This window comes from Streptomyces alboflavus, from assembly GCF_000716675.1.
Classification (GTDB): Bacteria; Actinomycetota; Actinomycetes; order Streptomycetales; family Streptomycetaceae; genus Streptomyces; species Streptomyces alboflavus.
In genome coordinates this window covers 13068-39743 of the sequence record NZ_JNXT01000005.1, presented here as the reverse complement: position 1 = coordinate 39743, position 26676 = coordinate 13068, and the positions used below count along the sequence as shown (strand labels likewise).

Genomic DNA, 26676 nt, shown 5'->3' with positions numbered 1-26676 from the left:
CCCCGCTGCGCGGTGGCGCCGTCCCGCTGTCCTTGCGGTGCTGGTGTGCTGCTCGCCGCCCGTCGTCCGGTACAGCGTTCCGACCCACTGTAGTGCCGCCGAACGGGGCACCGTCCGACGATCTTGCGCCTCCCGGCGGCCGGAATCGGACCCACGGCGGACCTTTGTTCGGAGGGAAGACGCTCCACCAGCGCGGTTGGTTGCCGATGGGGCCCGGTGAGCCGCCGAGAGCGGCGGAAACGGACTTTGGTCCCGGCCGCGGTCCCCGGCTGTGGTCCGGCTGTGGTCCCGGGGGTCACCGCGGTCAGGTGGCCATCACCGCCCACATCGGTCCGAGCAGGCACTTTGCGGGCACGTTTCCGAGCAGAGCCGACCAATCAAGATCAAATGCGGGTGGGGGGCGGGCGTGTTGTCAGTGGCAGGTGCGAGGATGCTGTCCGTACTGGCCGACGTGCCCGTGTGCGGTGGGGGGAATCACAGCGCGAGTCCCCGTGCCGGGCGCCCAGCGCAGGAAGGGACCGCTGACGGCGATGCAGATCCGGCTGACCGTCCTCGGGCCGCGTGGCGGCCAGACCGAGCCGGGGGGACGCCCCGCGGCGGCCTGCGACGTGCTCGTCACCGCCCCCGCCGGGACCGCCCTCGCCGCGGTCGCCTCCGGCCTGGCCGCGGCCGTGACCTCGGGCGAGGGCCCCACCGTCCTCTACGCCCAGTCGGACCGCCTCGACCTCCAGCGCTGCACGCTCGGCGAGCCGCCCCTGGTCGACGGCGCCGTCCTCTCCGTCGGCACCCCCGCCGAGCCGGGCCCCGACCTGGCCGAGGCCACTGCCCGGCTGCACGTGGTCGCGGGCCCCGACGCGGGCGGCGTGCACCTGCTGCACGGCGGCCAGATCCGCGTCGGCCGCTCCGCGCAGGCCGACGTCCCCCTCGACGACCCGGACGTCTCCCGGCTGCACTGCGCGGTCACCCTGGACCCGGACGGCCGCGTCACGGTCACCGACCTCGGCTCGACGAACGGCACGACGGTCGACGGCCGCGCCATCTCCGACCGCCCGGTCCGCCTCCCCTCCGGCTCCCTCCTGCGCGTCGGCGAGTCCGTGCTCCGCCTCACCGCGGGCGACGCCGTGGACGACCCGCTGCCGACGGCCTCGGACGGCGAGGGGCATGTGCGGGTGCGGATCGCCGCCCTGGAGGGGCTGGAGGGGACAGGGGTCCCGGTGCAGGGAGCGAGCGTCCCTTCGGGGCGCGGAGCAGCGGGTCTTGGACATGGGGCGCCGGTGGGTCCGGGACACGGCGTCAGCGCGCCGGTGGGCCCTGGGCACGGGGTCCCGGGCGGGGCTGGGGCCGCAGCGGCCGGGGACGGGTGGCAGCCGGGGCCCGGGGGCGGGGACGTGCGGCCGGAGGGCGGTCGGCGCGGGGATGTACGGCCGGAAGGCGCCCGGCGCGGGGATGTGCGGCCGGAAGGCGCCCGGCATGGGGATGTGCGGCCGGAAGGCGCCCGGCATGGGGATGTACGGCCGGAAGGCGCCCGGCATGGGGATGTACGGCCGGAAGGCGCCCGGCATGGGGATGTACGGCCGGGTGGCGGCTCGACGCAGCATGCGTATGGGTCGGCGGACTGGGGGGCTGCCGAGGGCAGTGCGGGCGGGCATGGGGGTGGGCCCGGGAGTGAGGGCGGACGTCTAGGTACGTCGGAGGGGGCCGGGGCCGCTGGGGCTTCTGGGGCGCCCGGGATGCCTGGGGCCGCGGGGGCGTCGGCGGCTCACGGGGTGCCTGGGCCCAGGGGGACGTCTGCGTCCGCGGGGCGGTCCGGAGCACGCGGGGCGTCTGACGCTCGGGGGGCTTCTGCGGCGTCGGGGGCGCCTGGTGCTCCGGGGGCCTCCACGACGCACGGTGCGCCGGGCACTTCGGGGACCTCTGCGGCGCCGGGTGCGCCGGGCACTCAAGGGACCTCTGCAACCGGAGGCATGCCTGGATCCCGCAGAGCATCCGTGACACCAGGGATGCCTGGAGCGCACGGAACCTCTGCGATGCCGGGCGTGCCCGGAACCCCGGGGGCTCCTGCTGTCCCGGGGGGCCCTGTTGTCCCAGGGGACCCTGCTGCCCCGGGGGACCCTGCTGCCCCGGGGGGCCCTGCTGCCCCCGGGATGCCCGGGGCCCAAGGAACTCCTGCGTCCACCGCGCCACCCGCACACCCTGCTCACCCGGCAGCGCCCGGGCACCCCGGACACCCTGCGGCTCCCGCGCCCCCCGTCGCCTCGGGGATGCCCCCGGCCGCTTCTGGGATGCCCCCGGCCTCCCCCACCTCTCCTGGCACCGCCGCCTCCCCCACCCCTCCCGAGACACCCGTGGTGCCGCAGCAGGGCGGGGTGCCGGAGATGGAGCGGCACCGGGCCGGTACGCCGCCGCGCGGGACGACCGTGCCGCGCGGGGTGCGCAAGCGCGGGGGGCTGTCCGCGTGGGCGCGGCGGCTGGCCGGTGGGCGGAGCGAGGAGGCGGAGCGGGAGCACTCCGCGTACGACGAGACGTATGACGGGCCCCGGAACGCGGCGGCGTACGAGGACGGGTGGCCGGGCGGGCCGGAGGAGGTGGGCGCCGGAGGGACGGCCGACGCGGGCGCGCGGGTGCCCGAGGCGTGGCCCGACGCGGCGGCGCTGCTCCTGACGGCGCTCGGGCCGGGGGCGCGGCTCTGGGAGCGCGGCCCCGGGCACCCGGAGGCGCTGACCGTGCGGCTCGGCACGGTCGATCGGGCCGCCCCGGGCGCGGACGGGCTTGTGCCCGCGGTGCCGGTGACGGTGAGCCTGCGGGAGGCGGGGGCGCTGGGGCTCGCGGGGCCGCGCGAACGGCTCGCGGGCCTGGCGAGGTCGGTGCTCGCGCAGTTGGCGGCGCTGCACTCGCCGGGCGCGCTGGAGATCGTCCTGATCAGCACGGACCGTACGCGTACACCGAGGCAGCGGGCCGACGAGTGGGCTTGGCTCGGCTGGCTGCCGCATGTGAGGCCCGGCCACGGGCAGGACTGCCGGTTGCTGCTGGCGTACGACAGGGAGCAGGCGGCGGCCCGGACGGGCGAGCTGCTGCGGCGCCTCGACGAACCCGCTGAACCGGCCGGTGGGGAGGCGGGGTTCGGGGCGGCGTCCGGCCAACCGGGTCCCTCCGGGGGCTCGTTGGGCGGGCACGCCGAGAGCATGCTTCCGCCCGGGCCGCGCACGGTGGTGGTCGTGGACGGGGATCCGGGGTCGGCCGGGCTGCGGGAGGCCGCCGTGCGGCTCGCGCGTGAAGGGGCCGGGGCCGGGATCCATGTGGTGTGCCTGGCCGAGACGACGGCCGCGTCGCCCACGTCGCCGGTGACGGACACGTACGAGGCGGCGTGCGAGGTATCGCCCGCGTTCCGCGCGTGCGGGGCGGCGGCGTTGCTCAGCGGGGACGTGGCGACGGCGCTGCGGGTGCTGCGCACGGCGGAGGGGCGGCCCGCGGGGAACGGCACGGTCGCCGTGGTGGACGCGGTGTCGGCGGCGTGGGCGCAGCGGTTCGCCCGGGCGCTGGCGCCGCTGCGGCCGGACGGGGCGGGGACGGGGGCCGGGCAGGCGCGGGTGGCCGTGCCGCTGCCCCAGTCGGCGCGGCTCCTGGACGAGTTGGGGCTCGCCCGGGCCACGCCCGCCTCGCTGATGGCGCGGTGGGCGGCCGCCGCGGACGACGCGCGGGCGCTGGGCGGGCGGGCCTGGGCGGTGCTCGGGGCGGGGGCGCGCGGCCCTGTGGTCGCGGACCTCGTCGCGGACGGCCCGCATCTGCTGATCGAGGGTCCCACGGGCAGCGGACGCACGGAGCTGCTGCGGTCCGTGGCGGCGTCCCTCGCGGCCGCCGAACGGCCCGACCGGCTCGGGATCGTCCTCATCGACGGCCGCGACGGCGGACCGGGCGGCGGGTCCGGGACGGGCGGCGGAAGCGGGGTCGGGGGCGGGGAGCGGCCGGGTGACGGCCTGCGGGCCTGTACGGAGCTGCCCCACGTCACCACGCACCTCGCCGCCAACGACCCCGTCCGGATGCGGGAGTTCGCGCAGTCCCTGACGGCCGAGCTGAAGCGGCGGGCGGAGTTGCTGGGGCGGGTGGGGTTCGCCGAGTGGCACACGCAGCAGGAAGTGTCGGGGCGGATGGTCGCGCAGCGGTCGTCCGGGGCGGAGGCCGCGGGGTCGCTCGGGGCCGGGCGTGCGGGTGGAACGGGTGGGGCCGAGGGAGCCGACGGGGCGGGTGGCGCTGCCGCGCCCGGCGGATCTCGTGGCGGCGGTGGCTCCGGCGGGTCCAGTGGCCCCGGCGGGTCCCGTGGGTCCAGCGGCCCCGGCGGATCCGGTGGCCCCAACGCCCCCCACGGACCCGGCGTCCCTGACGACCCCCACGGCACGAGCACCCCCGACAGCGGGGACCTCGACTCCCCGACGCGCGCCACCATGCGGCTGCGGCCCATCACGGCGGGGCGGGCCGAGCCCGGGCCGCCGCTGGCGCGGCTCGTCGTGCTCGTGGACGACTTCGACGCGTTGCTCGCGCCCGCGCTCGGGTCGCCCGGGCGGCCCGCCGCCGGGTCCGTGGTGCGGGCCCTGGAGGCGGTGGCCCGGGACGGGGAGCGGCTCGGCGTGCACCTGGTCGCGGCGGCGCGGGGTGAGCGGGTCGGGGCCTCGGAGGTGGGGCGGCGGGCCGGGCTCCTGGTCACGCTGGACGCCGTCGGCACCGGGGCGGACGATCCCGCTCCCGGGCGGGGTGCGCTGCGCGGCCTGGACGGCCGGGGGGTCGCCTTCCAGTCCGGGCGCGTCACCGGCCGGATCCCACGCACCGCGACGCTCCGGCCCACGGTGGTGCCCCTCGAGTGGGAGCGGATGGGAGACCCACCGACCCGAAGGCCCGTCCGGGAACTCGGAAACGGCCCGACGGACCTGGCCCTCCTCGCCAGCGCACTGGAGCGCGCGGCGCGGTCGGTGTCGGCGGAACGGGTGCCTTCCCTGCTGTGACCCCGGCCCGCGCCCGGGACACCCGCCGCCCACGGGACCGACGCCGTCGGACGGAGGCCTCCTCGGGCGGCGCCCCCACAGGGCGGGACGGCACCAAAGCCCCCGCCACGGAGCAGATGCCCCGCAGGGGCAGGCTGCGCCCCGCGATCCCGGCCAGACGGGCAGGAGAGCCGCAGCGCAGCGGCAGGACGGAAGACGCCGGAACACAAGCCGCACAAACCATGCGACCACAACCACCCCACCACCCGCCAGGGCAAGCCACGCCCCACAGCCACGGACGGGTGGGCGGGTGGGGGAAACCCACCGCGAAGCGGCGGGACGGAAGACGCCGGAACACAAGCCGCACCAGCCACGCGACCGCAAGCACCCCGCCACGCCGCCAGGACAAGCCGCGCCCCACGACCACGGGCGGGCGGGAGAGCCGCCGCACAGCGGCAGGACAGAAGGCGCCCGAACACAAGCCGCACAAGCGATGCAGCCACAGGCACCCCGCCACCCCACCAGGACAAGCCACGCCCCACAGCCACGGACGGGCGGCCGGGGAGAAACCCACCGCGAAGCGGCGGGACGGAAGGCACCGGAGCACGAGCCGCACCAGCCACGCGACCGCAAGCACCCCGCCACCCGCGACGGCAAGCCGCGCCCCACGATCACGGGCGGGCGGGTGGGAGAGCCGCCGCGCAGCGGCGGGACGGAAGGCGTCGGAACGCAAGCCGCACAAGCGATGCGGCCGCAGGCACCCCGCCACCCCGCGACGGCAAGCCGCGTCCCACAGTCACGGGCGGGCGGGTGGGGGAAACCCACCGCGAAGCGGTGGGACGGAAGGCGCGCCCCCCGGCCAGGAACAGCTGGGGGCAAAGGCGGGCGCAAGCCCCGGCGGACCTCGTCCAAAAGGGCGCCCACGCCAGATGACGGCACGTCACAACGCCATCACGATCACCGACTTGGCGCCGTAGACCATCTTGCCGCCCCTGACCACGCGGGCGTAGACAGACGCAACGGGACCTGTCGGGGAAGAGAACGGGGCAGTGATGCGCAGCACTCTTCGTACACGCACACCGAACACACGTCGCGCTCGTCGCACGCGCGGGGCGGCCGCCAAGATCGTCGCCTCCGCCGCCGTCGGCGCCCTCGCGCTGGGGCTCAGCGCCTGCGGGGGCGACGACAAGGACAAGGATGACGACAAGGCAGGCGGTGGCGGCAAGGAGAGCGCGGCCACCGTGCAACTGCCCAAGCTGGACGGCGAGAAGGTGTCGGTGGCCGCCGTCTGGGGCGGCGCCGAGCGGAAGGTGTTCCTGAAGGTCCTGGACGAGTTCGAGAAGCGTACGGGCGCCGAGGTGTCGTTCGTACCGGCCCAGGACCCGATCATCAGCTTCCTGGAGTCGAAGGCGGCGGGCGGCCAGCCGCCGGACGTGGCGATGCTGCCGCAGGTCGGCGCGATCGAGCAGGCGGTGCAGAACAAGTGGGCCAAGCCGGTCGGGCCCGAGGCACAGAAGCAGCTCACAAAGAACTACGCGCAGGGCTGGCAGGACCTCGGGGCGGTGGACGGCAAGCAGTACGGCGTCTACTTCAAGGCCGCCAACAAGTCGCTGATCTGGTACAACACCGAGGTCTTCACGAACGCGGGCGTCAAGGAGCCGAAGACCTGGAAGGAGTTCATGAAGACCGCGCAGACGGTGTACGACTCGGGTGTCACGCCGATGTCGGTGGGCGGCGCGGAGGCGTGGACCCTCACGGACTGGTTCGAGAACATCTACCTCTCGCAGGCGGGTCCGGAGAAGTACGACCAGCTCGCCCAGCACAAGATCAAGTGGACGGACCCGTCCGTCAAGGACGCCCTGACGACGCTCGGGGAGCTCTTCGGGAAGAAGGGGTTCATCGCCGGGGGTGCCGACGGCGCCCTGCAGACGGAGTTCCCCGCGTCCGTGAAGCAGACGTTCACCGGCGGCGACCAGCCGAAGGCGGGCATGGTCTTCGAGGGCGACATGGTGTCCCTGTCGATCGCGGAGACCAAGGCCGAGGTGGGCAAGGACGCGAAGGTGTTCCCGTTCCCCGCGGTCGGGGACGAGTCGCCGGCCGTCGTCGGCGGTGACGCGGCCGTGGCGCTGAAGAACAGCAAGGGCGCGCAGGCCCTGCTCACGTTCCTCGCCACCCCGGACGCCGCGAAGATCTGGGCGGAGGCGGGCGGTTTCGTGTCGCCGAACAAGGCCCTGGACCTGAAGGCGTACCCGAACGACGTGCAGCGCGGCATCGCCGATGCGCTGATCAAGGCGGGCGACGACATCCGCTTCGACATGTCGGACCAAGCCCCGCAGTCCTTCGGCGGCACGCCGGGCAAGGGCGAGTGGAAGGCGCTGCAGGACTTCCTGAAGAACCCGAAGAACGTCGCGGGCACCCAGCAGACGCTGGAGGACGCGGCGGCCAAGGCGTACAAGAAGAGCTGACGGGGCGATGACGACCCCGGATGCCGGGGGCACCGCGGCGGTGCCCCCGGCCGAGTCGACGCCGCACACCTCCAAGACCGGCCCGCGCGGGGCCGGTCCCCGCAGGAGCGTCACCGGGACCCGCAGAGCGGTCGCGGTGCTGTTCCTGCTGCCCGCCCTCGTCCTGCTCGGCGCGCTCGTGCTCTATCCGATCGGCTACTCGGTCGGCCGCAGCTTCTTCGACAAGGCCGGCGACTTCGCCGGTCTCGACAACTACGAGACGATGTTCTCCGACGACGGCATCCGTACCGCCGTCAAGAACAACGCGATCTGGCTGGTGGCCGCACCGGCGCTGACCACGGCGCTCGGCCTGATCTTCGCGGTCCTCACCGAACGGGTCCGCTGGGGCACGGCGTTCAAGCTCATCATCTTCATGCCGATGGTGATCTCGATGCTGGCGGCGGGCATCATCTTCCGGCTCGTGTACGAGTCCGACCCCGACCGCGGCGTCGCCAACGCCCTGTGGGTGGGCGTGCACGACACGTTTGCCGAGTCCTCGAACTTCCCTCGGGGCCACCCCGGCGCCCGCTCCCCCCTGGAGTCGGCGGGCGGCGGCGCCTTCGTCACCAAGGAGCCGGTGCGGGCGGGCGAACCGGTGGTACTGCCGCTCACCGGCGTGCCGCCGGACCAGATGCCCGACGACGCCAAGTCCGCGAAGCCCGCGGCGGCCGACCCGGGCAAGGTCACCGGCACGGCCTGGCAGGACTTCACGCGCGGCAAGGGCCGGGGGAAGCTGAACGCGCCGGACGCCGTCGAGTTCGGCTACCCCGGCATCAAGATCGAGGCGGTCAAGGGCGGCGAGGTGGTGGCCTCGACGAAGGCCGCGGCCGACGGGACGTTCAGCCTGCCGAAGGAGGCCGACGGCGCCCAACTGCGCTATCCCGCGTCGAACTTCCGCGAGCCGTACAACGGTGTGGACTGGCTCGGCCCCTCGCTCATCACGCCCGCCATCATCGGCAGCTACATCTGGATGTGGGCCGGGTTCGCGATGGTCCTGATCGCGGCCGGGCTCGCGAGCGTGCCGCGTGAACTCCTGGAGGCAGCGCGCGTGGACGGGGCCAACGAGTGGCAGGTGTTCCGTCGTGTGACGGTGCCGCTGCTCGCGCCGGTCCTCGCGGTCGTCGTGGTCACGCTGATGATCAACGTGATGAAGATCTTCGACCTGGTCTTCGTGATCCCGCCGGGCTCGTCGAAGGACGAGGCGAACGTGCTCGCGGTGCAGCTGTACAACTCGGCGTTCGGCGACCGGGACGCGGGCGTGGCGAGCGCCATCGCGGTGCTCCTCTTCCTCCTGGTGATTCCGGTGATGCTGTTCAACATGCGGCGTATGCGGCGGGAGGCCAGGCGATGAGCGCCCAGGGTGAGACGGCCAGGAAGCCGCCCGCGCGGCAGGTCACGGTCGTGAAGGCCAAGCAGTCCCTCGGCAGCCGCATCGCCGCGGTCGTCAGCGGCAGCGTGCTCCGGGTCTTCCTGGTCGTGGTCGGCCTGTTCTGGCTGGTGCCGACGCTCGGCCTGATGCTCGGCTCGCTGCGCACGACGCAGGACATGAGTGAGAGCGGCTGGTGGAAGGTCTTCGGCAAGCCCTCGCAGCTGACCTTCGAGAACTACGAGAACCTCCTCAAGGACGAGACGATCACCGACTCGATCCTGACGAGCGTGTCGATCACCGTGCCCGCGACGCTGCTCGTCGTGGTGATCGGCTCGCTCGCGGGGTACGCCTTCGCGTGGATGGAGTTCCCGGGCCGCGACTGGTGGTTCCTCGGTGTGGTCGGGCTGCTCGTGGTGCCGGTGCAGGTGGCGCTGCTTCCGGTGGCGAAGCTGTTCGGCGAGATCGGGATCTTCGAGTCGACGACGGGCGTGGTGCTGTTCCACACCGCCTTCGGCCTTCCGTTCGCGATCTTCCTGCTGCGGAACTTCTTCGCGGAGATCCCGCGTGAGCTCCTGGAGGCGGCCCGGCTCGACGGGGCCGGGGAGCTGCGTCTCTTCCTGCGCGTGGTGATGCCGCTCGGCGCGCCCGCGATCGCCTCGCTCGGCATCTTCCAGTTCCTGTGGGTGTGGAACGACATGCTGATCGCGTTGATCTTCGCCGACGCGGGCAGCCCGCCGATCACGGTGGCGCTCCAGCAGCAGGTGCGGTTCTTCGGCGACAACGTGCAGATCCTGGCGCCGGGCGCGTTCATCTCCATGGTCATCCCGCTGGCGGTGTTCTTCGCCTTCCAGCGCCAGTTCGTGTCCGGTGTCATGGCGGGCGCCGTCAAGTGACGGGCGGGGAGGGCGACACATGACGGGCGCGTGAGGTCGGTGAAGTGACGGGCGGGTGACGTCCGGGGGAAAGGGGGTCCAAGGAGTCGGGGGCGTGTCGTGCCGCTTCGGCGGCGTGTCGTGCCGGTTGTGGTGTCCGCCGGATCATGGCCACTACGGTCGATCGCGGCGCACTGCCCCCGACTCCAGGACCTGACATGCCCGAAGCCTCCGCTTCCGTACCGACGTCCGCCCAGGAATTGGACGACCTGCCGCTCCCGACCGACCTCTCCTCCGTGAAGGGCTGGTTCCACCCCGCCGACCAGGTGCTCTTCGACTGGTTCCTGAACCGCCAGCGGGACCTGGAGGAACCCGGCGACCTGCTCGAACTCGGCGTCTACCTCGGCAAGAGCGCGATCTTCATGGGCGATTTCCTGCGCCCCGGCGAGACCTTCACGGTCTGCGACCTCTTCGACTCGCCCGCGCCCGACGACGCCAACTCCAAGGAGATGAACCGCTCGTACGCGACCCTCACCCGGCGCGCCTTCGAGGCCAACTACCGCTCCTTCCACGACGAGCTGCCCGCCGTCGTGCAGGCACCCTCGTCCGGCATCACCGCGCACGTCCGCGCGGACAGCTGCCGCTTCGTCCACATCGACGCCTCGCACCTCTACGAGCACGTCCACGCCGACATCGCCGCCGCCCGGCGCCTGCTCCGCCGGGACGGGATCGTCGTCCTGGACGACTTCCGCGCCGAGCACTGCCCCGGCGTCGCGGCCGCCACCTGGGGCGCGGTCGCCACGACCGGCCTGAAGCCGCTGTGCATCACGGCGACCAAGTTCTACGGGACGTGGGGCGCGTACGACGCGGTGCACGGGGAGCTGAAGGCGTTCCTGGAGGGCCGGGACGACATGTGGCACGGGGCGGAGGAGGTCGCGGGGCAGCCGATGATCCGCATCAGCGGCGGGAAGGCGCGGATGCCCGCGCATCCGGTGTCGCGGCACGCCTCGGCGGTGCCGGGGCAGGCGGCGGGCGCGGAGGGGACGGCAGGGACCGCCGGTGCGGAGCGGGGCAAGGGCGCGGCGCAGGCCACGGCCGTCCAGCAGCCGCCGGGCAAGCCGGCCCGGCGGACCGGCGACAACCGGCGCCCCAAGGGGCGGGGCCTCGTCTCGTTCCTGAGCCGCCGCTCCTAGCCTCGGGTCGCCGCCGGAGCCGACCGCCGGTCCCGGGCCACCGGCCATGACCACCGGTCCCGGTCCACCGGGCCCAGCGACCGGACCTGAAACGCCGGACCTGAGCCGCCAGACCTGCCCGCCGCTCCTGGCCACCGGGACCTGACCGCCAGAGCCGACCGCCAGTCCTGGGCCACCGGACCCAGCCGCCATACCTGGGCCACCGGACCGGCCCACCAGACCTGGCCACCGGAACCTGACCACCAGAGCCGACCGCCATAGCTGGGCCACCGGACCCAGCCGCCATACCTGGGCCACCGGCCCCGGCCCTCCGGACCTGAGCCCCGGCCCCTGGCCCCCACTGGCCCCCAGCCCACCCGTCGGGGTGAGCGCCCGGCACCGGCCGTTCACCCCCACGGGTGCCGGTCGCCCGGAGCTCACCCCGGCGCCCCGGTCAGGCACCAGGCGCGTGCCGTACCGATGAATTCTGGGTGAATAGCGGCAAAGTGGGGCAATGCAACACCGACCCGCACGCGCCCTCCGTCCCCGCCGCCTCGCCGCCCTCACCCGCACCGCGCGCTTCCGCCTGGAGCGGGCCACCGCCGGGCGGGGCACCGGGCCGGACGCGCTGCTGCCCCCGCCCGCGCACCTGTCGCTGCGGGACAGCCGCACCCTCAACCTCGCGCTGGCCGCGCCCGAGCCCGGCCTGCGGGCCGCCGAGCTCCTGATCAGCCGCGGCCGCCGTCGCTTCCGCGTCCCGCTCGCCGTCGAGCGGGACACCGACGGCGGCCCGCTCCTGACGGCGACGGTGACCCTGCGCGACGCGCTGGACGAGGTCACTGGCGCGGCCCGCGTCCAGGGCACCGCCACCCCCCTCCTGAGCGAGGGCGTCTGGCGGCTCGCCGTCGCGACGAGCGGCGCCGACGGCCGCGTACGCCGTCGCGGGCTGGCCCTCGCCGACGTCGGCGCCCCGCCGCCGGGCCCCACCGCGCCGCACGCGCCCAACCCCCGCACGGGCACCCTGATCCGGGTCGTGCGCTGTCGCGGCGGGCGGGCCGCGGTGCAGGTCACGCGGTCGCGGCCGCGGGCGGAGCTGGTGCGGTTCGTGCCGCGCGGGGACGGCATCACGGTGTACGGGCGGGTGGTCGCCGGGCCCCGGGGGCGGGCCCTGACGCGGTGGGCGGCACGGGCCGTGCGGCGCCGTGACGGCCTGGTCGCGCCCGTCGAACTCGCCTGGGACGGGGACCGGTTCAGCTTCGCGCTGCCGCTCGGCGCGATGGCGGGCGCCGACCCGGGCCAGTGGGTGTGGGACTTCCGGGTCGGCGAGCTCGGCCTCGGGCGGCGCCTGACCGACGTGACCGATCTGCCGTCGGCGTTCCCCACGCCGTTCCGTCTGGTCGCGCTGCCCGGTGGCCGCCTGGTGCGCGCGCACCCGCATCTGACCGCGTCCGGCGCCTTCGCCGTGACCTGCCTGGACATCACGGAGGCGACCTCGTGAGGCACCCAGGCCCCGGGCGGCGCCCGTACCGCCGAAACCGCGTGAGACCTGCTGAGGAGACACCTTGAAAATCACCTATCTGCTCGGCTGGGGCGACGAGATGGGCGGCACCGAGCTGGCCACGTACACCCAGGCGCTGCACCTCGCCGAGCGGCACGACGTCGAGGTCGTCTCGGTCTTCCGCACCCGCGCCGAGCCGTTCTTCCCCGAGGCGCGGCAGCTGCCCGTGCGGTATCTGGTGGACCGCACGGTGACGCCGGAGCGGCCGGCGCGGGACTCGCGGCTCGACGAGGCGGCGTGCCGGACCCTCGCCGCGCTGCCGAGCGAACTCATCAGGCCCGCCTGGGAGTCGGCGTTCGACCGCCTGTCGGACGTGGAGCTGACGGCGGCCCTCAGCACCCTCGACACGGACGTCCTGGTGACGACGACGCCCGCGCTGCTCGCCGCCGCCGTCGGCCTCGTACCGCCGCGCGTGGTGACCGTCCACCAGGAGCACCGCCCCACCCAGCGCCGGGGCCCCTCCGGCGAGCCGCTGCTCCTGCACGCGCCGCGCCTGGACGCCCTGGTGACGCTGACCGGGCGGACCCGGGACTGGATCGCGGAGTCCCTGGGCGCGACCGCGCCGGAGCTCGCCGTGATCCCCAACGCCGTGCCGGACGGCTTCCGGCCGCGCGCCGACGGCGAGAGCAAGGTCATCGTGATGGCGGCGCGGCTGACCGGCGAGAAGCGCGTCGACCACGCCGTGCGGGCGTTCGCACGGGTCGCGGACGCGCACCCGGAGTGGTCCTTGCGGATCTTCGGCGGCGGGCACCGCGAGCAGAGCCTGCGCCGTCTGGTGGACGCCTTCGGGCTCCAGGACCGGGTGGAACTCCTCGGCCCCTGCCAGGACATGGCGTCCGAGTGGGCGAAGGCGGGCCTGTCCCTGATGACGGCGGGCCACAACGAGGCGTTCCCGCTGGTGCTCCTCGAAGCGCTCGCGGCCGGGGTGCCGGTGGTGACGTACGACGTGCTCACGGGACCGGCGGAGATCGTCCGGCATCGGGTGGACGGACTCCTTGTGCCGCCCGGCGAGATCGGTGAACTCGCTGCCGCGATGGACGAGTTGATGTCCGACGACGAGCTGCGGCGCGGCTGTGCGCGGGCGGCGAGGGAGGGTGTGTACGCGCGGTTCTCCTCGGCCGGGGTGACGGCGCTGTGGGAGGAGCTGTACACGCGGCTCGTGGCGGGGCGGGAGAGGCCCGAGCGGCTCTCGGGGCGCGCGGACCGGGTGGCGCTCGGCGTGGCATCGGGCGGCTGCGGGTTCCGGCCGACGGCGCCGCACACCTTCAACGCCGACGCGGGCGCCGACGAGCGGGCCCGCGAGGGCGAGATCATCGCGGCCGCCCCCGCGGGCCGCGTGATCCGTTCGGTGGGCCGCCTCGCGGAGTGCAGGGACGACGTGCTCGCGCCGCGCATGGCCGAGTGGAACCTCGACGTCACCGCGACCGCGCTCGCATCGCGGCAGGTCCCCTACGTCCTGGTGCGCACCGACGGCACGGCCCACACCCTCGCCGTGGACGAGGACGACCGCGACCGCGCCCTGAAGGCCCTCGCGGAGGCGCTGCACGGCGAGCCGGTCTACGCCGAGTTGGTCAACCCGCGCGACGCGGCGCCCGGCGCGGTCCTCGCCGAACGGCTCGACGGGATCGGCGAGTTGGCGGGCGTGAAGGTGTTCAGGCCGGTGACCACGACGACGCTGTCACTGCGCCACGGGGTGCAGCAGGCCTGCACGGTGGCGTTCTGGCCGCGCGTCGAGGACCCCGGGGCCACCGGCGCGCCGGACTCCCCCGACGCCGAGGCCGGCCCCGATGCCGACCCCGCTCCCCCCGCCGCAGCCCCCGGGCCCGACCCGTCCTGGCGTCGCGCCCCCTTCGGCAGCACCCTCGCCGGGGCCGAGCTGCCCTCCCTCGCCCCCACCGCACGGCTGCGCGTCGGCGAGCGCGACTACCCGACCCTCGAGGTCTTCACCGAGCGCCTCATGAACGACGCCGACTTCCCCGTCGACGCCGTCTACACCTGGGTCGACGACTCCGACCCCGACTGGCGCGCCGCCCGCGCCGCCGCGCTCGGCGGCAGCACGGACGACGCCGACTCCTCGGCGGACAGCGGCACGGTCCGCTTCCGCAACCGCGACGAGCTGCGCTACTCCCTGCGCTCGCTCGCGATGTACGCCCCGTGGGTGCGGCACGTGTACCTCGTCACCGCCGGCCAGGTCCCCGACTGGCTAGACCGCGACCACCCGGGCCTCACCGTGGTCGACCACCGCGACCTCTTCGCCGACCCCTCCGCCCTGCCGACCTTCAACTCCCATGCCATCGAGACCCAGCTCCACCGCATCAAGGGCCTCGCGGAGCACTTCCTCTACTTCAACGACGACATGTTCCTCGGCCGCCCGACGACCCCCGGCACCTTCTTCCTCGGCTCCGGCCTGCCCAAGTTCTTCTGGTCGTCGGCGTCCGTGCCCGCGCTGCCGGTGGACGCGGCGGACGAGGGCTACCTGGCGGCGGCGAAGAACAACCGCGAGCTGCTGCGCCGCGACTTCGGCCGCACGGCCACGCACTGCTTCCTGCACGTGCCGTACGCGCTGCGCCGCAGCATCCTCGAAGAGCTCGGCGAGCGGTACGCGGACGAGCTGGCCGCCACGTCCCGCGCCCGCTTCCGCGGCGCCACCGACCACTCCCTGGTCTCGTCCCTGCACCAGCACTACGCGTACCTGACGGGCCGCGCGGTGCCGGGCTCCGTGTCGTACGACTTCGTGGACATCGGCAGCCGCGCCGACCACGCCCGGCTCGGGCAGCTCCTGCAGTCGCGGAACAAGACGGCGTTCTGCATCGGCGAGTCGCCCGACAGCGGCATGTCCGACGAGGAGACGGCGCTGGCCGTGCGGTCGTTCCTGACGGCGTACTTCCCGGTGCGCTCGCCCTACGAGCGGCCGGTGTCCGGCTGATCCGCGAGGAATACCCGCCGCACCACCCGCTCGGCCGCGCCCCCGTCGTCGTAGGGGCAGAACCGCTCCCGGAACGCCTTGCGCAGTCCCGTCGTCGCGGCCGTGTCCCAGCCGCCGTCCCGGAACAGCGCGGTCAGCTCGTCCTCGGTGGTGGCGAGGGCGCCGGGGGTCTCGCCCGGGCGGCCCGAAAGGAGGTCGAAGTAGGTGCCGCGGGCGAGGCGGTAGGCCTGCCAGTCGGGGGCGTAGCTGACGATCGGGCGGTCCAGGCAGGCGTAGTCGAACATCAGCGACGAGTAGTCCGTGACCAGGGCGTCGGCGGCCAGGCACAGGTCCTCCACGCGCGCGTGGCCGGTGACGTCGAGCAGGCCGGGGTGGTCGGCGAGGCCCGCGTCGGCGCCGTAGAAGTAGTGCGCGCGGACGAGGACGACCCAGGAGTCGCCGAGCGCGGTCGCGAACCGCTCCAGGTCGAGGCGGGGCAGGAAGCCCTTCTGGTAGTCGCGGTGCGTGGGGGCGTAGAGGAGGGCCCGCTGGCCGGGGCGCACGCCCAGGTCGGCGCGGATGCGGGCGATGTCGTCGGGGCCGGTCGTGAAGTACACGTCGTTGCGCGGGTAGCCCGCCTCCAGGGCCTCGTACGCGGCCGGGTAGACGCGCTCCCACACCTCCGTGGAGTGCGGGTTGGCGGACAGGCTGTAGTCCCACTGGTCGGTGTGGTCGAGGACCTTCTGGAAGCTGATGCCGTGCGTGCCCGCGGGGTAGCGGCGCTGGTCCAGGCCCATCTTCTTCAAGGGGGTGCCGTGGTGGGTCTGGAGGTAGACCTGGCCGGGGCGTTTGGTGAAGCCGCCGGGGAAGGAGGAGTTGTTGATCAGGTAGGTGGCGCGGGCCATCGCGCGCCAGTAGCGCCGGGAGCCCTCGATGACGTACTCGACGCCGGGCGGCACGCGGTGCCTGTGGCGGCTCGACACCACCCACACGCCCCGGATGTGGGGGGCGAGTTCGCGGGCCTTGGCGTGGATCGCGGCCGGGTTGCAGCTGACGCCGCGGTTCCAGTAGGCGCCGTAGACGGCCAGGTTCGGGTCGAGGGAGCGGCGCAGGTCGGCGTGGTAGCTGACGCGCATGGCGCGGGCGCGGACGGACTTCTTGCGGCGGGCGAGCGCCGTACGGACGGACTTCATGCGGCCGCCCGCGCGGGACAGGGCGCGGTAGGACGCGTACGAGCCGAGGACCAGCGCCTGCTGACGTTCCGTCATGGCCGGGCGGACGGCGGGGCGGTGGGCGCGCAGCATGCCCGCGGCGGCCCGGAAGTACGCGGAGCGGTCGCCCGGCGCGATCCGGCCCGGGTCGTCGAGGACGGCCAGGAGGTGGTCGACGGCGCGCAGGTAGAGGCGGTCGGTGGCCCCGGCGCCGTCCGTGAACAGCTCCTCGTACCGCCCGATCACCGCGAAGTGCTCCCGCCCCGGCGACTTCGCGAAGCTGCCGCCGCGCCGCTCGCGCCAGCGCACGCACACCCGGTCGAGCGCGCCGACGCGGTCGCCCGCGGCCAGCGTCGCCCGGTGCACGGGCACCACGTCCTCGTAGGCGCCCCGGGAGAAGGCGAGGCCTCGCGCGGACCAGAAGGACCGCCGGAAGACGCGGTTCCAGGCGGCGACGGTGACGGCGAGGGGGTCGCCCGTGACGTCCTCGCCCGCCGGTCTGCGCACGGTCTCCCACCAGTCGGTGCGGTCGTGCCCGAAGAGCAGCACGTCCAGGCCCCCGGCCCCCTCCGCGCCCCCTTCTTCGGACCGCGTGATCTCGCGGTCGATCGCCGCGAGGGCGCCGGGGAGCAGCACGTCGTCCCCGTCGAGGAACAGCAGCCAGTCGCCGGTGGCGCGGGCCGCACCGGCGTCGCGGGCGGGGCCCGTGCCCTGCCGTCGGGTGAGCCGGACGAGTTGCACGCGCGGATCGCGCTGCGCATACTCCGCCGCGATCGCGGCGCAGGCGTCCGGCGACGCGTCGTCGACGACGAGGAGTTCGAGGTCTTCGCAGGACTGGTCGAGGACGGACTCCAGGCATTCCCGCAGGTAGCCCTGGACTCGGTGGGCGGGCACGACGACTGAGAAGCGCGGCATGGACACCGACGGTAGTCACGCGCACACGCTCTGTCGAAGACCGCGCCTCACTCGATGGGGTGATCGCGATCCCCGTTGGGGTGAGCGGCGGCAAAGAAGTTGATCGCGGCGGGCAAAAGGTGTGAATACGCCCGTAATGGGTCGTATCGCCAGCCGACTCCAACGAAAGGCCGCTCGCCGTGCAGCCCCGACTCAGCGTCGTCGTGCCCATCTACAACGTCGAGGAGTTCCTTGAGGAGTGCCTGGAGTCGATCGCCCGGCAGACGCTTGACGGAGGAGGCACAGGGGATACCGGCGGCGGTGCCGGCGGGCTCGAAGTCGTCCTCGTCGACGACGGCTCCACCGACGCCAGCCCCCGCATCGCCCGCGACTTCGCCGTCCGCGACCCGCGCTTCGTGTACGTGCGGCAGCCGAACGCGGGCCTGAGCGCCGCCCGCAACACCGGTGTGCGGCACGCGAGTCCGGCCGCCGAGTACCTGACGTTCGTGGACAGCGACGACATCGTGCCGCACGACGCGTACGCCCGCATGATCGCGAGCCTGGACGCCAGCGGCTCCGACTTCGCCAGCGGCAACGTGTGGCGCCTGACCGAGCGCGGCCGCTCCCAGGCCTGGCAGTACCAGTGGCTCACCGCGCCGCGCACGGCCACCCACATCTCCCGCGACCTGGCGCTGCTCGCCGACCGGGTCGCCTGGAACAAGGTCTTCCGGCGCTCCTTCTGGGACCGGCACGGCTTCCTCTTCCCCGAGGGCAGGCTGTACGAGGACACGCCGGTGATGATCCCGGCGCACTTCCTCGCCAAGTCCGTGGACGTGCTCAAGGACCACGTCTACTACTGGCGGGTGCGCGAGGGCTCGATCACGCGGCGGCGCACCGACGTCAAGGGCGTGCGCGACCGCGTCGCGGCCTGCGCGCACGTCAGCGCCTTCCTCGGCGAGCACGCGCCGGAGCTGAAGTCCACGTACGACGCCTCCTGCCTGCGCGACGACTTCGTGTACTTCCTGGAGGGCCTGCCGATGGGCGGTCCCGAGTACCGTGCGGCGTTCCTCGCGGACACCGCCGAGTTCCTGCGCACCGCCGACCCGGCGATCCTGCGGCGGCTCCCGGTGGACCTGCGGGTGAAGTGGCACCTGGTGCGGGAGCGGCGCACGGGTGAGCTGATCGAGCTGCTCGACCGCGAACGGCTGGGCGGCAAGGGGGCGTTCGCGGTGCGCGGCTCGCTGCGCCGGTACGCGGCCTACCCGGGCGTCGACCGGCTCCCCCGCGACCTCACCCGGCTCGACCAGAGCGAACTGCCCGCCGTGGCCCGGCTCGACGAGGCCGCCTGGGACGAGCAGGGGCGGCTGCGGATCCGCGGCCACGCGTATGTGCGCAACCTGGAGGCGGCGCGGCCCGGGCAGTCGGTGAAGGCGGGACTGCTCAAGTCGGCGCACAGCAGGGGCCGGTTCAAGCGCGTGCCGACGCGGACCGTGCCCGCGCCCGCGGCCACCGAGCGCTCCGGGCAGCGGCTGCACTGCTACGACCTGTCCGGCTTCGAGATGACGATCGACCCCGAGCAGCTCAAGGCGGGCGGCCGGTGGCGGCCCGGGAACTGGCTGCTCGGCGTGGTCGTCGCGGGCCACGGCACCGTGCGCCGGGCCGCCGTGCGCGCGGCGGACGGCCCCCGCACCCAGTCCCTGACCCGCGACCTCGGCGACGGCCTGCGCCTGGTCCTCGGCTTCAGCAAGGGGCGGCTCGTGCTGCGCGTCCAGGAGTACGCGGCGCGGGTGGACGGCCATCGCGCGGACGGCGACGACGTGATCCTCACCGGCACCCTCACCGCCACTCCCGCGGGCACCGGGGCCCGGCCCACGGCGCTGCGCCTGACCCGCCCGGACACGGGCGCCGCCGTCAGCTGCCCCGTCGCCCTCGTCGACGACCGCTTCGAGGCCCGCGTGCGCCTCGCCGACCTGGAGGACGTGCCGCCCGCGCCGCACCGCGCGCCCGCCCAGGTCGAGCCGCCGCACGGCGACCGCTGGGGGGCCGTCCTCGAACGGGCCGACGGCACCACGGTCCCCCTCGCGGCCGCCCTCGACCTGCCCCCGGGCCGCTACGCCACGCGCCCGGGACGGGAGCTGTGCGCCACCGCCGACGACCGCGGCGGCCTCGTCGTCGAACTCACCCGGCGCCCCGTCGCCGACCGCGTCGAATGGTCCGACGACGGCACCCTCACCGTCGAGGGCACGGCCGCGGCGGCGAGCTGGCCCTCGGCCGAGCTCGTGCTGCGGCACAGCGGCCGCGACGACGAGGTGACCGTGCCGGTGGAGCTGGCCGACGGGCGGTTCCGGGCCCGCGTCGCGCCCGGGGGCGGGGTGCTGCGGGAGGGGCGGTGGTACGCGTTCCTGCGGGAGGTGGGGCACGGCGGGGCGGGCGTGCCGGTGCGGGTGCTCACGTCGGTGGGCGCGGGGATGCCGGACCACCGGGTGGTCCAGGGGCGGGAGTTCACGGCCGACCGGCGCTTCGGCGACCGGCTCCTGATCGAGGCCGGGTCGGTGCTCGCGCCCACCGAGCGCGGCGCGTACCGGCGCCACCGGCTGCGCACCGAGCACTACCCGAGGGAGCGGGTCAAGAGCCTGCGCGACGCCGTCCTGTACTTCGACGGCGACTCGCCGCGCGCCGTCCACGAGGAGCTGGTGCGGCGCGGCGCCGACGTCGAGCACCTGTGGGTGACGCAGGACCAGCAGACGCGGGTCCCGGCGGGCGCGCGCGGCGTGGAGGAGCACAGCGCCGAGTGGTACGGGGCGCTCGCCCGCTGCCGCCGCATCGTCGCCGCGGGCCACCTGCCGGACTTCTTCGAGCGCCGCGAGGGCCAGACCGTCGTCCAGACCTGGCACGGCACGCCCCTCAAGCGCATCGGCACCGACCTCACGGACACCCTGTACGCCGACCACGGCCACCTCGACCGCCTGCCCCGCCTCGCCGCGCAGTGGAACGTCCTGGTCTCCCCCAGCGGCTTCGCCACCCCGCACCTGGGCCGCGCCCTCACCTACGACGGCGAGGTCCTGGAAGCCGGATCGCCGCGCAACGACGTCCTGTTCGCCGACGACCGCCACAAGGTCACCGAACGCGTCCGCCGCGAACTGGGCCTCACGCCCGACAAGCGGATCGTCCTGTACGCCCCGACCTACCGCGACCACCTCGGCTTCGGCCCCGGCCGCTTCCGCTACGACCCCGCCCTCGACCTGCGCGCCGCCGAGGACGTCCTCGGCGAGGACCACGTGCTGCTCGTGCGCAAGCACCCGCTGACCTCCGGGCGGCTCCCCGGCGCCCGCGCCCCCTTCGTCCGCGACGTCACCGGGCACCCCCGCACCGCCGAACTCCTCCTGGTCGCCGACGTGTTGATCACCGACTACTCGTCCCTGATGTTCGACTTCGCGCACACCGGCCGCCCGATGCTCTTCCACGCCTACGACCTGGAGCACTACCGCGACACCGTGCGCGGCTTCTACCTCGACTTCGAGTCCCGCGCGCCGGGCCCGCTGCTCGCCTCCACCGGCGAGGTCGTCGACGCCCTGCGCGACCTCGCCTCCGTCTCCGCACGGCACCGCAAGGCGTACGCGGCGTTCCGCGAGGCCTACTGCGACCTCGACGACGGCAGGGCGGCGGAGCGCGTCGCGGACAGGCTGATGCGATGACGGCGGGCACGTCGGGGACGACGACGACCGCTTCGAGCGCTTCGGGTACGACGACGGCGACCGGGCCGGGGGCCACCGAAGCCGCTCCCGTCACCACGTGGCAGCGGCACCGCGCCCGGCTCGGCGCGACCGCCACCGGGTTCGGCATCCGCTGGCGCCCGAGCCCCTACCTCGTCCTCGGCGGCCTCTTCTGGCTGGTGATGTCGCTCGCGTACTGGCGGGTGCCGATCTGCTGCGACTTCGGCCAGCACGCGGCCGTCGTCGAACGCCTCAAGGACGACCTGCTGCACCCCCGGCACCCGATGGCCGACCTGCCGGGCGACGGCAGCGCCTACTACTCGCCGTACGCCGTCGCCCAGGCGCTTTTCGCCAAGGCCACCGGGCTCGCGGGCTGGCAGGTCGTCAAACTCTCCGGCCCGCTGAACCTCCTGGTCCTGCTCACCGGCATCGCCCGCTTCGTGCGCGTCCTCACGCCCCGGCCCTGGGCGCCCGTCCTCGCCCTGTTCGCGATGGTCCTGCTGTGGGGCACACGGATGGCGTGGTGGAGCGGCTATCTGGGCCTGATGTCGATGACGGGCAACCTCGGCTATCCGTCGACGTTCGGCATCGCGCTGATGTTCTGGGCCTGGGCGTGGGCGGGTTCGCTGGCGGGGGCGCCGCGGAGCTGGTGGCCGTACGCGGGCCTGGGCGCGCTGTGCGGCCTGATCCTGCTGATCCACCCGATCACTTCGGTGGCGGCGGTGATCGGCGTCGCGGCCTTCGCGCTGCCTGGTTGCATCGACCGCCGCGGGCCATCGTGCCGCAGGGCGGCACGGGTGGGCGCGGCACCCCGGCGCCGGGCACTCGTGATGTGGGCGCTCACCGCACTCACCGCCCTGGCGGTAGCCACCACCTGGCCGTACTTCAACCCCCTCACCCTGGTCGGAGACCAGTCCGTCGACTGGATCCATCGCCAGCTCTACACCGACATGCCGCAGCGCTTCTGGCTGGCCGCCCTCGGCCTGCCCGCGCTGTTCCTGCGCTGGCGGCGGAACCGCGCGGACCCCCTGGTCCTGATGTTCGCCCTGGACTGCGCGGTCGTCGGCTACGGCTGGCTCAGCGGCCACTACACGTACGGCAGGATCCTCGGGCTCACCCTCGTGCCGCTCCAGTTCGCCCTGGCCATCGAGCTGACGGCCCCCCGCACCTGGGGCAACCGGCGCGCCGCCCTGGCGGGAGCCACCGCGCTCGGCGCGCTCGTCGGCTTCGTCCAGATCCAGGCCGGCGCCGTCGTGCCCCGCACCCTCGACCCGATCGGCTTCGACCAGCCCCCGCGCTGGCCGAGCTACGCCTGGGCGGCGGCCCACATGAAGCGCGGCGACGTGGTCCTCACCGACGGCTACCGCCCGATGCGCTCGATGCCCGCGTTCGGCGTCAACCTGGTCGCGCCCGCCTGGCCGGACGCGTCGCTCGCGGAGTCCGCACGCAACAAGCGCCTGAGCGAGGTGCGCGCGTACCTCGACCCGGCCACGCCGGCCACCGAACGCGCCGCCGTCGTCAGGCGGTACCACGTGCGCTGGCTCCTGGTGGCCCCGCAGCAGCCGCTGCCGCCGGAGGCGGTGGTGGTGTCGTGGAGCGCGCGGACCGGGGAGATCCTGGCGCGGGTGGGGGGCGGTTCGGCGCGCGGGTGAGCGGCACCGGGCCCGGCCCAGGACCCCGTCCGGGCCCCCGTCCGGCACTCCGCGACGAAGCCCCCTAATCGGATAATTTCCACTAACCCCTAAAATTCCCCCTGTGGACCCCATCTCGCCTCAAGAGCCCCAGATCACCGTCGTCGTGATCGGCTACGACGACGCCCCCCACATCGCCGACGCGGTGCGTTCCGCGCTCGCCCAGGGCCCCGTGGTGGGCGAGGTGATCGCGGTCGACGACTGCTCGACGGACGACACCCCCGCCGTCCTCGCGGAACTGGCCGCCGCCGACCGGCGGGTGCGGGTCGTGCGGCGCGCCGTCAACAGCGGCGGCTGCGGCGCCCCGCGCAACGACGGCGTCGACGCGGCGACCCTGCCGTACCTGATGTTCCTGGACAGCGACGACGTGCTGGCCCCCGGCGGCGCGCGGGCGCTCCTCGCCGCGGCGCTGCGGCACGGCGCCGATGTCGCGTCGGGCCTGTGCGTGCGGCGCGAGCTGCCGTCGGGGCGCGAGGTGCCCTGGCAGCCGGAGCTGTACCGCAAGGCCGCGCTCGTGGCCCGCCCGGAGCTGCGCCCGCGCCTCGTCCACGACACGCTGTGCGTCAACAAGCTCTACCGCACGGACTTCCTGCGCGAGCACGCCGTCCGCTTCCCCGAAGGCCGCTTCCTCTACGAGGACTTCGTCTTCGGCGCCAGGGTCCTCGCCGGGGCTCCGCGCATCGCCCTCGTCCCCGACACCGTGTACGTGTGGCACGTGCGGCGCACCGCCGCCAAGCTGTCGATCTCCCTCGACCGCGCGGGCATCGAGAACTGGCGGGCCCGGATCACGGCGCACCGCCAGGCCGTCGACATCCTGCGCGGCGCCGCCGACGGCGACAAGGTCCTCGCGCGGGCCGCCCGCGCCCAGTTCCTCGACCACGGCCTGCGCATGTACACCAAGGAGCTGCCCCAGCGCGGCCCCGAGTACCAGCGCGCGTGGTGGGCCCTCACCCGCGCCTACCTCACCGAGTTCGACGAGGCCGACCTCGCGGCCGCCCCCGCCCCCGGCCGCGTCATCGCCCGGGTCGTCCTCGCCGCCGCCGAGCCGCGCGACCTGGACCGCCTCAAGCAGGTCGCGGCCCGCCCGGCCCGGCTCGCCCCGCCCTACGCCCGCGCCGCCGACGACACGCCCGTCTGGTCGGCGGACCTGCCCCAGGTCACCCTGGAGCACCTGCTCGCCCGGCCGCTGCGCCTGCTGCCGCTCGCGGTGGACGCCGAGCTGCGTCCGCGCCGGGGCGCGAGCGTGCTGCGGCTGCGCCTGCACGAGCTGTACGGGCGGGTCGCGGCGGCGGGCCCGGGGGTGGTCGACGTGGAGCTGACGCGCCGGGGCGACGGGCGGCCCGGGGTGCGCCGTTCGGCGGCGTTCACGGCGGAGGAGCCGGGGCGGACGTGGGTGGCCGACGTGCGGGTGGACCTCGCGGCGCTCGACGGCGACGTGTGGGACCTGCGGGTGCGGCTCCTTTTCGGCGACGGCACGGCGCGCGAGACCACGGCGCGGGCGGTGGCCGGGCCCGGCCTGCTGCGCCGCACGGCGGTGCCGGGCGGGCGGCACGGCGTGCTCCTCGTCCAGCCGTACGCCACGCAGGCCGGGAACCTGTCGGTGCGGCTGGCGCCGGGTCTTCGCGGGGTGGTGGCGGTGGCGCGGCGGCGGCTCGCGCGGTTCGTGCGGCGGATGCCGGGCGGGCGCGCGAACGGGGCCTGAGACGGGGCGGGGCCGCCGGGCGGACGGGGTCTGACGTGAGCCGTACCCGGGCTCTGCGACACTGCACGTCCGGGATGTCCGGGGCACATCCCGGACCAGTACGACACGACGGGACGAGCTGACCATGACCTGGCTGATCACCGGCGGCGCCGGATACATCGGTGGGCACGTCGTGCGCGCCATGACGGAGGCGGGCGAGCGGACGGTGGTCTACGACGACCTGTCGTCGGGCCTCGCCGAGCGCGTGCCCGAGGGGGTGCCGCTCGTCGTCGGCTCCACCCTCGACGCGGACCGGGTCGCGGGCGCCCTGCGGGACCACGCGGTCACGGGTGTCGTACACCTGGCGGCGAAGAAGCAGGTCGGCGAGTCGGTCGAACAGCCGCTGCGCTACTACCGGGAGAACGTGGAAGGGCTCAGGGTCCTCCTGGAGGCGGTCGCGGACGCCGGGGTGCCGTCCTTCGTCTTCTCCTCGTCGGCCGCCGTGTACGGCATGCCCGACGTAAACCTGGTCACCGAGGACACGCCCTGCGTGCCGATGAGCCCGTACGGCGAGACGAAGCTCGCGGGCGAGTGGCTGACCCGCGCGACGGGCCGTGCGACGGGCCTGCGCACGGCCTGCCTGCGGTACTTCAACGTGGCGGGCGCGGCGAGCCCGGACCTCGCCGACACCGGTGTGTTCAACCTCGTCCCGATGGTCTTCGAGAAGCTCACCGAGGGCGCGGCCCCGCGGATCTTCGGCGCCGACTACCCCACGCCGGACGGCACCTGCGTGCGCGACTACATCCACGTCTCGGACCTCGCCGAGGCCCATGTGGCCGCCGCGCGGCGCCTCGCGGGCGCGCCCGAGTCCACCGACCTGACGCTCAACGTCGGCCGGGGCGAGGGGGTTTCGGTGCGCGAGATGGTCGACCTGATCGCGGACGTCACCGGGTACGACATCCCGGCGACGGTCGCCGGGCGGCGCGCGGGCGACCCGGCGCGGGTGGTCGCCGCCGCCGACCGCGTCACCGCGGAGCTGGGCTGGTCGGCCAAGCGGGACGTGCGCGAGATGGTGGAGTCGGCGTGGGCGGGGTGGGTGCGGCTGCACCCCGAGGCACGCACCGAACGGTAAGTACCGCACCAAATAGTAGGTACTTGAGGATCCGTACGGCGGAATCCAGGCTGGGGTGCGAGGCCGACTCACCCACCCCACCCCAGCATTGGAGCATCCATGCCCGAGCATGCCCGTACGCCCGTGACGATCGTCGGACTCGGTGCCATGGGAGCGGCGCTCGCCTCGGCGTACGTCGCGGCCGGGCACCCGACGACGGTCTGGAACCGCAGCCCCGAGAAGGCCGCGCCCCTCGTCGAGCAGGGCGCCGCGCACGCCCCCGACATCGCCGCCGCGATCGCCGCGAGCCCTCTGACGATCGCCTGCCTCACGACCTACGAAGCCACCTTCGCCGCCCTCGAACCGGCCACCGCCGCGCTCGCCGGACGCACCCTCGTCACCGTCAACTCGGGTGTCCCCTCCGGCGCCCGCGCGATGGCCGACTGGGCCGCCGGGCACGGCGCGCGCTTCCTGGACGGTGCGATCAAGAACGTCCCCGCGGCCGTGGGCCGGGCCGACACCCTGCACTACTACAGCGGCGACCGCGCCCTCTTCGACGAGCACGAGGCCACGCTGCGGGTCATCGGCGGCGACACCGTGCACCTGGGCACCGAGCCGGACCTGGCGGCGCTGTACGAGTCGGCGGTCGGCGGCACGCTCCTTCCCGCGCTGCTCGGCTTCTTCCAGGGTGCCGCCCTGGTCACGGCGCGGGGCCTGGAGGCGAGCACGCTGGTGCCGTACACCGCGAAGTGGCTGGAGATGATCAGCTCCGTCCTTCCGCACCTCGCGGCCGAGATCGACCGCGGCTCCTACGACGACCCCCAGTCCTCCATCGGCATCTTCCACGCGGGCATCGCCGACGAGGCCGAGGTCGCGGCCGAGGCGGGGCTCGACGGCCGCTGGCTGGAGCCGATGCACGCACTTCTGGAGCGGGCGGTGGCCGAGGGCCGCGCCGAACAGAGCATCGCGGCCCTCGTGGAGGTCCTGCGCAAGCCCGCGTGACGCCCGTGCCCGGGGCTCGC

13 protein-coding genes and 1 pseudogene are annotated in these 26676 nt (G+C 74.6%); 13 read left to right on the top strand and 1 reads right to left on the bottom strand.

The window, feature by feature from the left end:
- Positions 1–206: 206 nt before the first annotated feature.
- The 8 genes and pseudogenes from OO63_RS47730 to OO63_RS06025 all read left to right on the top strand — a co-directional run.
- Positions 207–1049, top strand: a pseudogene (locus tag OO63_RS47730) (FHA domain-containing protein); the annotation flags it as partial.
- Positions 1050–2348: 1299 nt separating this feature from the next.
- Positions 2349–4994, top strand: a complete 2646-nt coding sequence (locus OO63_RS47725; RefSeq protein WP_428835925.1) for an FtsK/SpoIIIE domain-containing protein — start codon at positions 2349–2351, stop codon at positions 4992–4994.
- Between the two features lie 1031 nt (positions 4995–6025).
- Entirely contained in the window at positions 6026–7438 is a 1413-nt protein-coding gene (locus OO63_RS06050; RefSeq protein ID WP_234311157.1) for an ABC transporter substrate-binding protein, read from the top strand.
- A 7-nt stretch (positions 7439–7445) separates the two neighbouring features.
- Positions 7446–8828, top strand: coding sequence for a carbohydrate ABC transporter permease (locus OO63_RS06045; protein WP_030358426.1), 1383 nt, complete (start codon positions 7446–7448; stop codon positions 8826–8828).
- Positions 8825–9739, top strand: coding sequence for a carbohydrate ABC transporter permease (locus OO63_RS06040; protein ID WP_030358427.1), 915 nt, complete (start codon positions 8825–8827; stop codon positions 9737–9739). The genes OO63_RS06045 and OO63_RS06040 overlap by 4 nt, the downstream gene beginning before the upstream one ends.
- 197 nt (positions 9740–9936) lie before the next feature.
- Positions 9937–10911: a class I SAM-dependent methyltransferase gene (locus OO63_RS06035; protein WP_030358428.1), complete on the top strand. Its 975-nt coding sequence runs from the start codon at positions 9937–9939 to the stop codon at positions 10909–10911.
- A 493-nt stretch (positions 10912–11404) separates the two neighbouring features.
- Positions 11405–12388, top strand: coding sequence for a hypothetical protein (locus OO63_RS06030; protein ID WP_051810592.1), 984 nt, complete (start codon positions 11405–11407; stop codon positions 12386–12388).
- Between the two features lie 64 nt (positions 12389–12452).
- Positions 12453–15374 carry a stealth conserved region 3 domain-containing protein gene (locus tag OO63_RS06025; protein WP_030358430.1) on the top strand — a complete coding sequence of 974 codons (2922 nt, stop codon included), beginning with the start codon at positions 12453–12455 and terminating at the stop codon, positions 15372–15374.
- On the opposite strand, the gene OO63_RS06020 is transcribed toward OO63_RS06025, so the two are convergent.
- Positions 15350–17479 carry a bifunctional glycosyltransferase/CDP-glycerol:glycerophosphate glycerophosphotransferase gene (locus tag OO63_RS06020; RefSeq protein WP_030358431.1) on the bottom strand — a complete coding sequence of 710 codons (2130 nt, stop codon included), beginning with the start codon at positions 17477–17479 and terminating at the stop codon, positions 15350–15352. The two genes, OO63_RS06025 and OO63_RS06020, sit on opposite strands and share 25 nt — an antisense overlap.
- A gap of 179 nt (positions 17480–17658) precedes the next feature.
- On the opposite strand from OO63_RS06020, the gene OO63_RS06015 reads away from it, so the two are divergent.
- From OO63_RS06015 to OO63_RS05995, 5 genes are all read left to right on the top strand, one after another.
- Complete coding sequence (locus OO63_RS06015) at positions 17659–21153, top strand: bifunctional glycosyltransferase/CDP-glycerol:glycerophosphate glycerophosphotransferase (RefSeq protein WP_030358432.1); 3495 nt, start codon at positions 17659–17661, stop codon at positions 21151–21153.
- A complete protein-coding gene (locus OO63_RS06010) occupies positions 21150–22823 on the top strand; it encodes a hypothetical protein (protein WP_030358433.1) in 1674 nt (557 codons plus the stop codon). Before OO63_RS06015 ends, OO63_RS06010 begins: the two co-directional genes overlap by 4 nt.
- Positions 22824–22935: 112 nt before the next feature.
- Positions 22936–24564, top strand: a complete 1629-nt coding sequence (locus OO63_RS06005; protein WP_033263879.1) for a glycosyltransferase family 2 protein — start codon at positions 22936–22938, stop codon at positions 24562–24564.
- A gap of 124 nt (positions 24565–24688) precedes the next feature.
- Positions 24689–25675, top strand: coding sequence for a UDP-glucose 4-epimerase GalE (gene galE / locus OO63_RS06000; protein ID WP_030358435.1), 987 nt, complete (start codon positions 24689–24691; stop codon positions 25673–25675).
- A gap of 99 nt (positions 25676–25774) precedes the next feature.
- The gene (locus OO63_RS05995) at positions 25775–26656 is read left to right on the top strand and encodes an NAD(P)-dependent oxidoreductase (RefSeq protein WP_030358436.1); all 882 of its coding nucleotides are present in this window, start codon (positions 25775–25777) and stop codon (positions 26654–26656) included.
- The last annotated feature ends 20 nt before the right edge of the window (positions 26657–26676 follow it).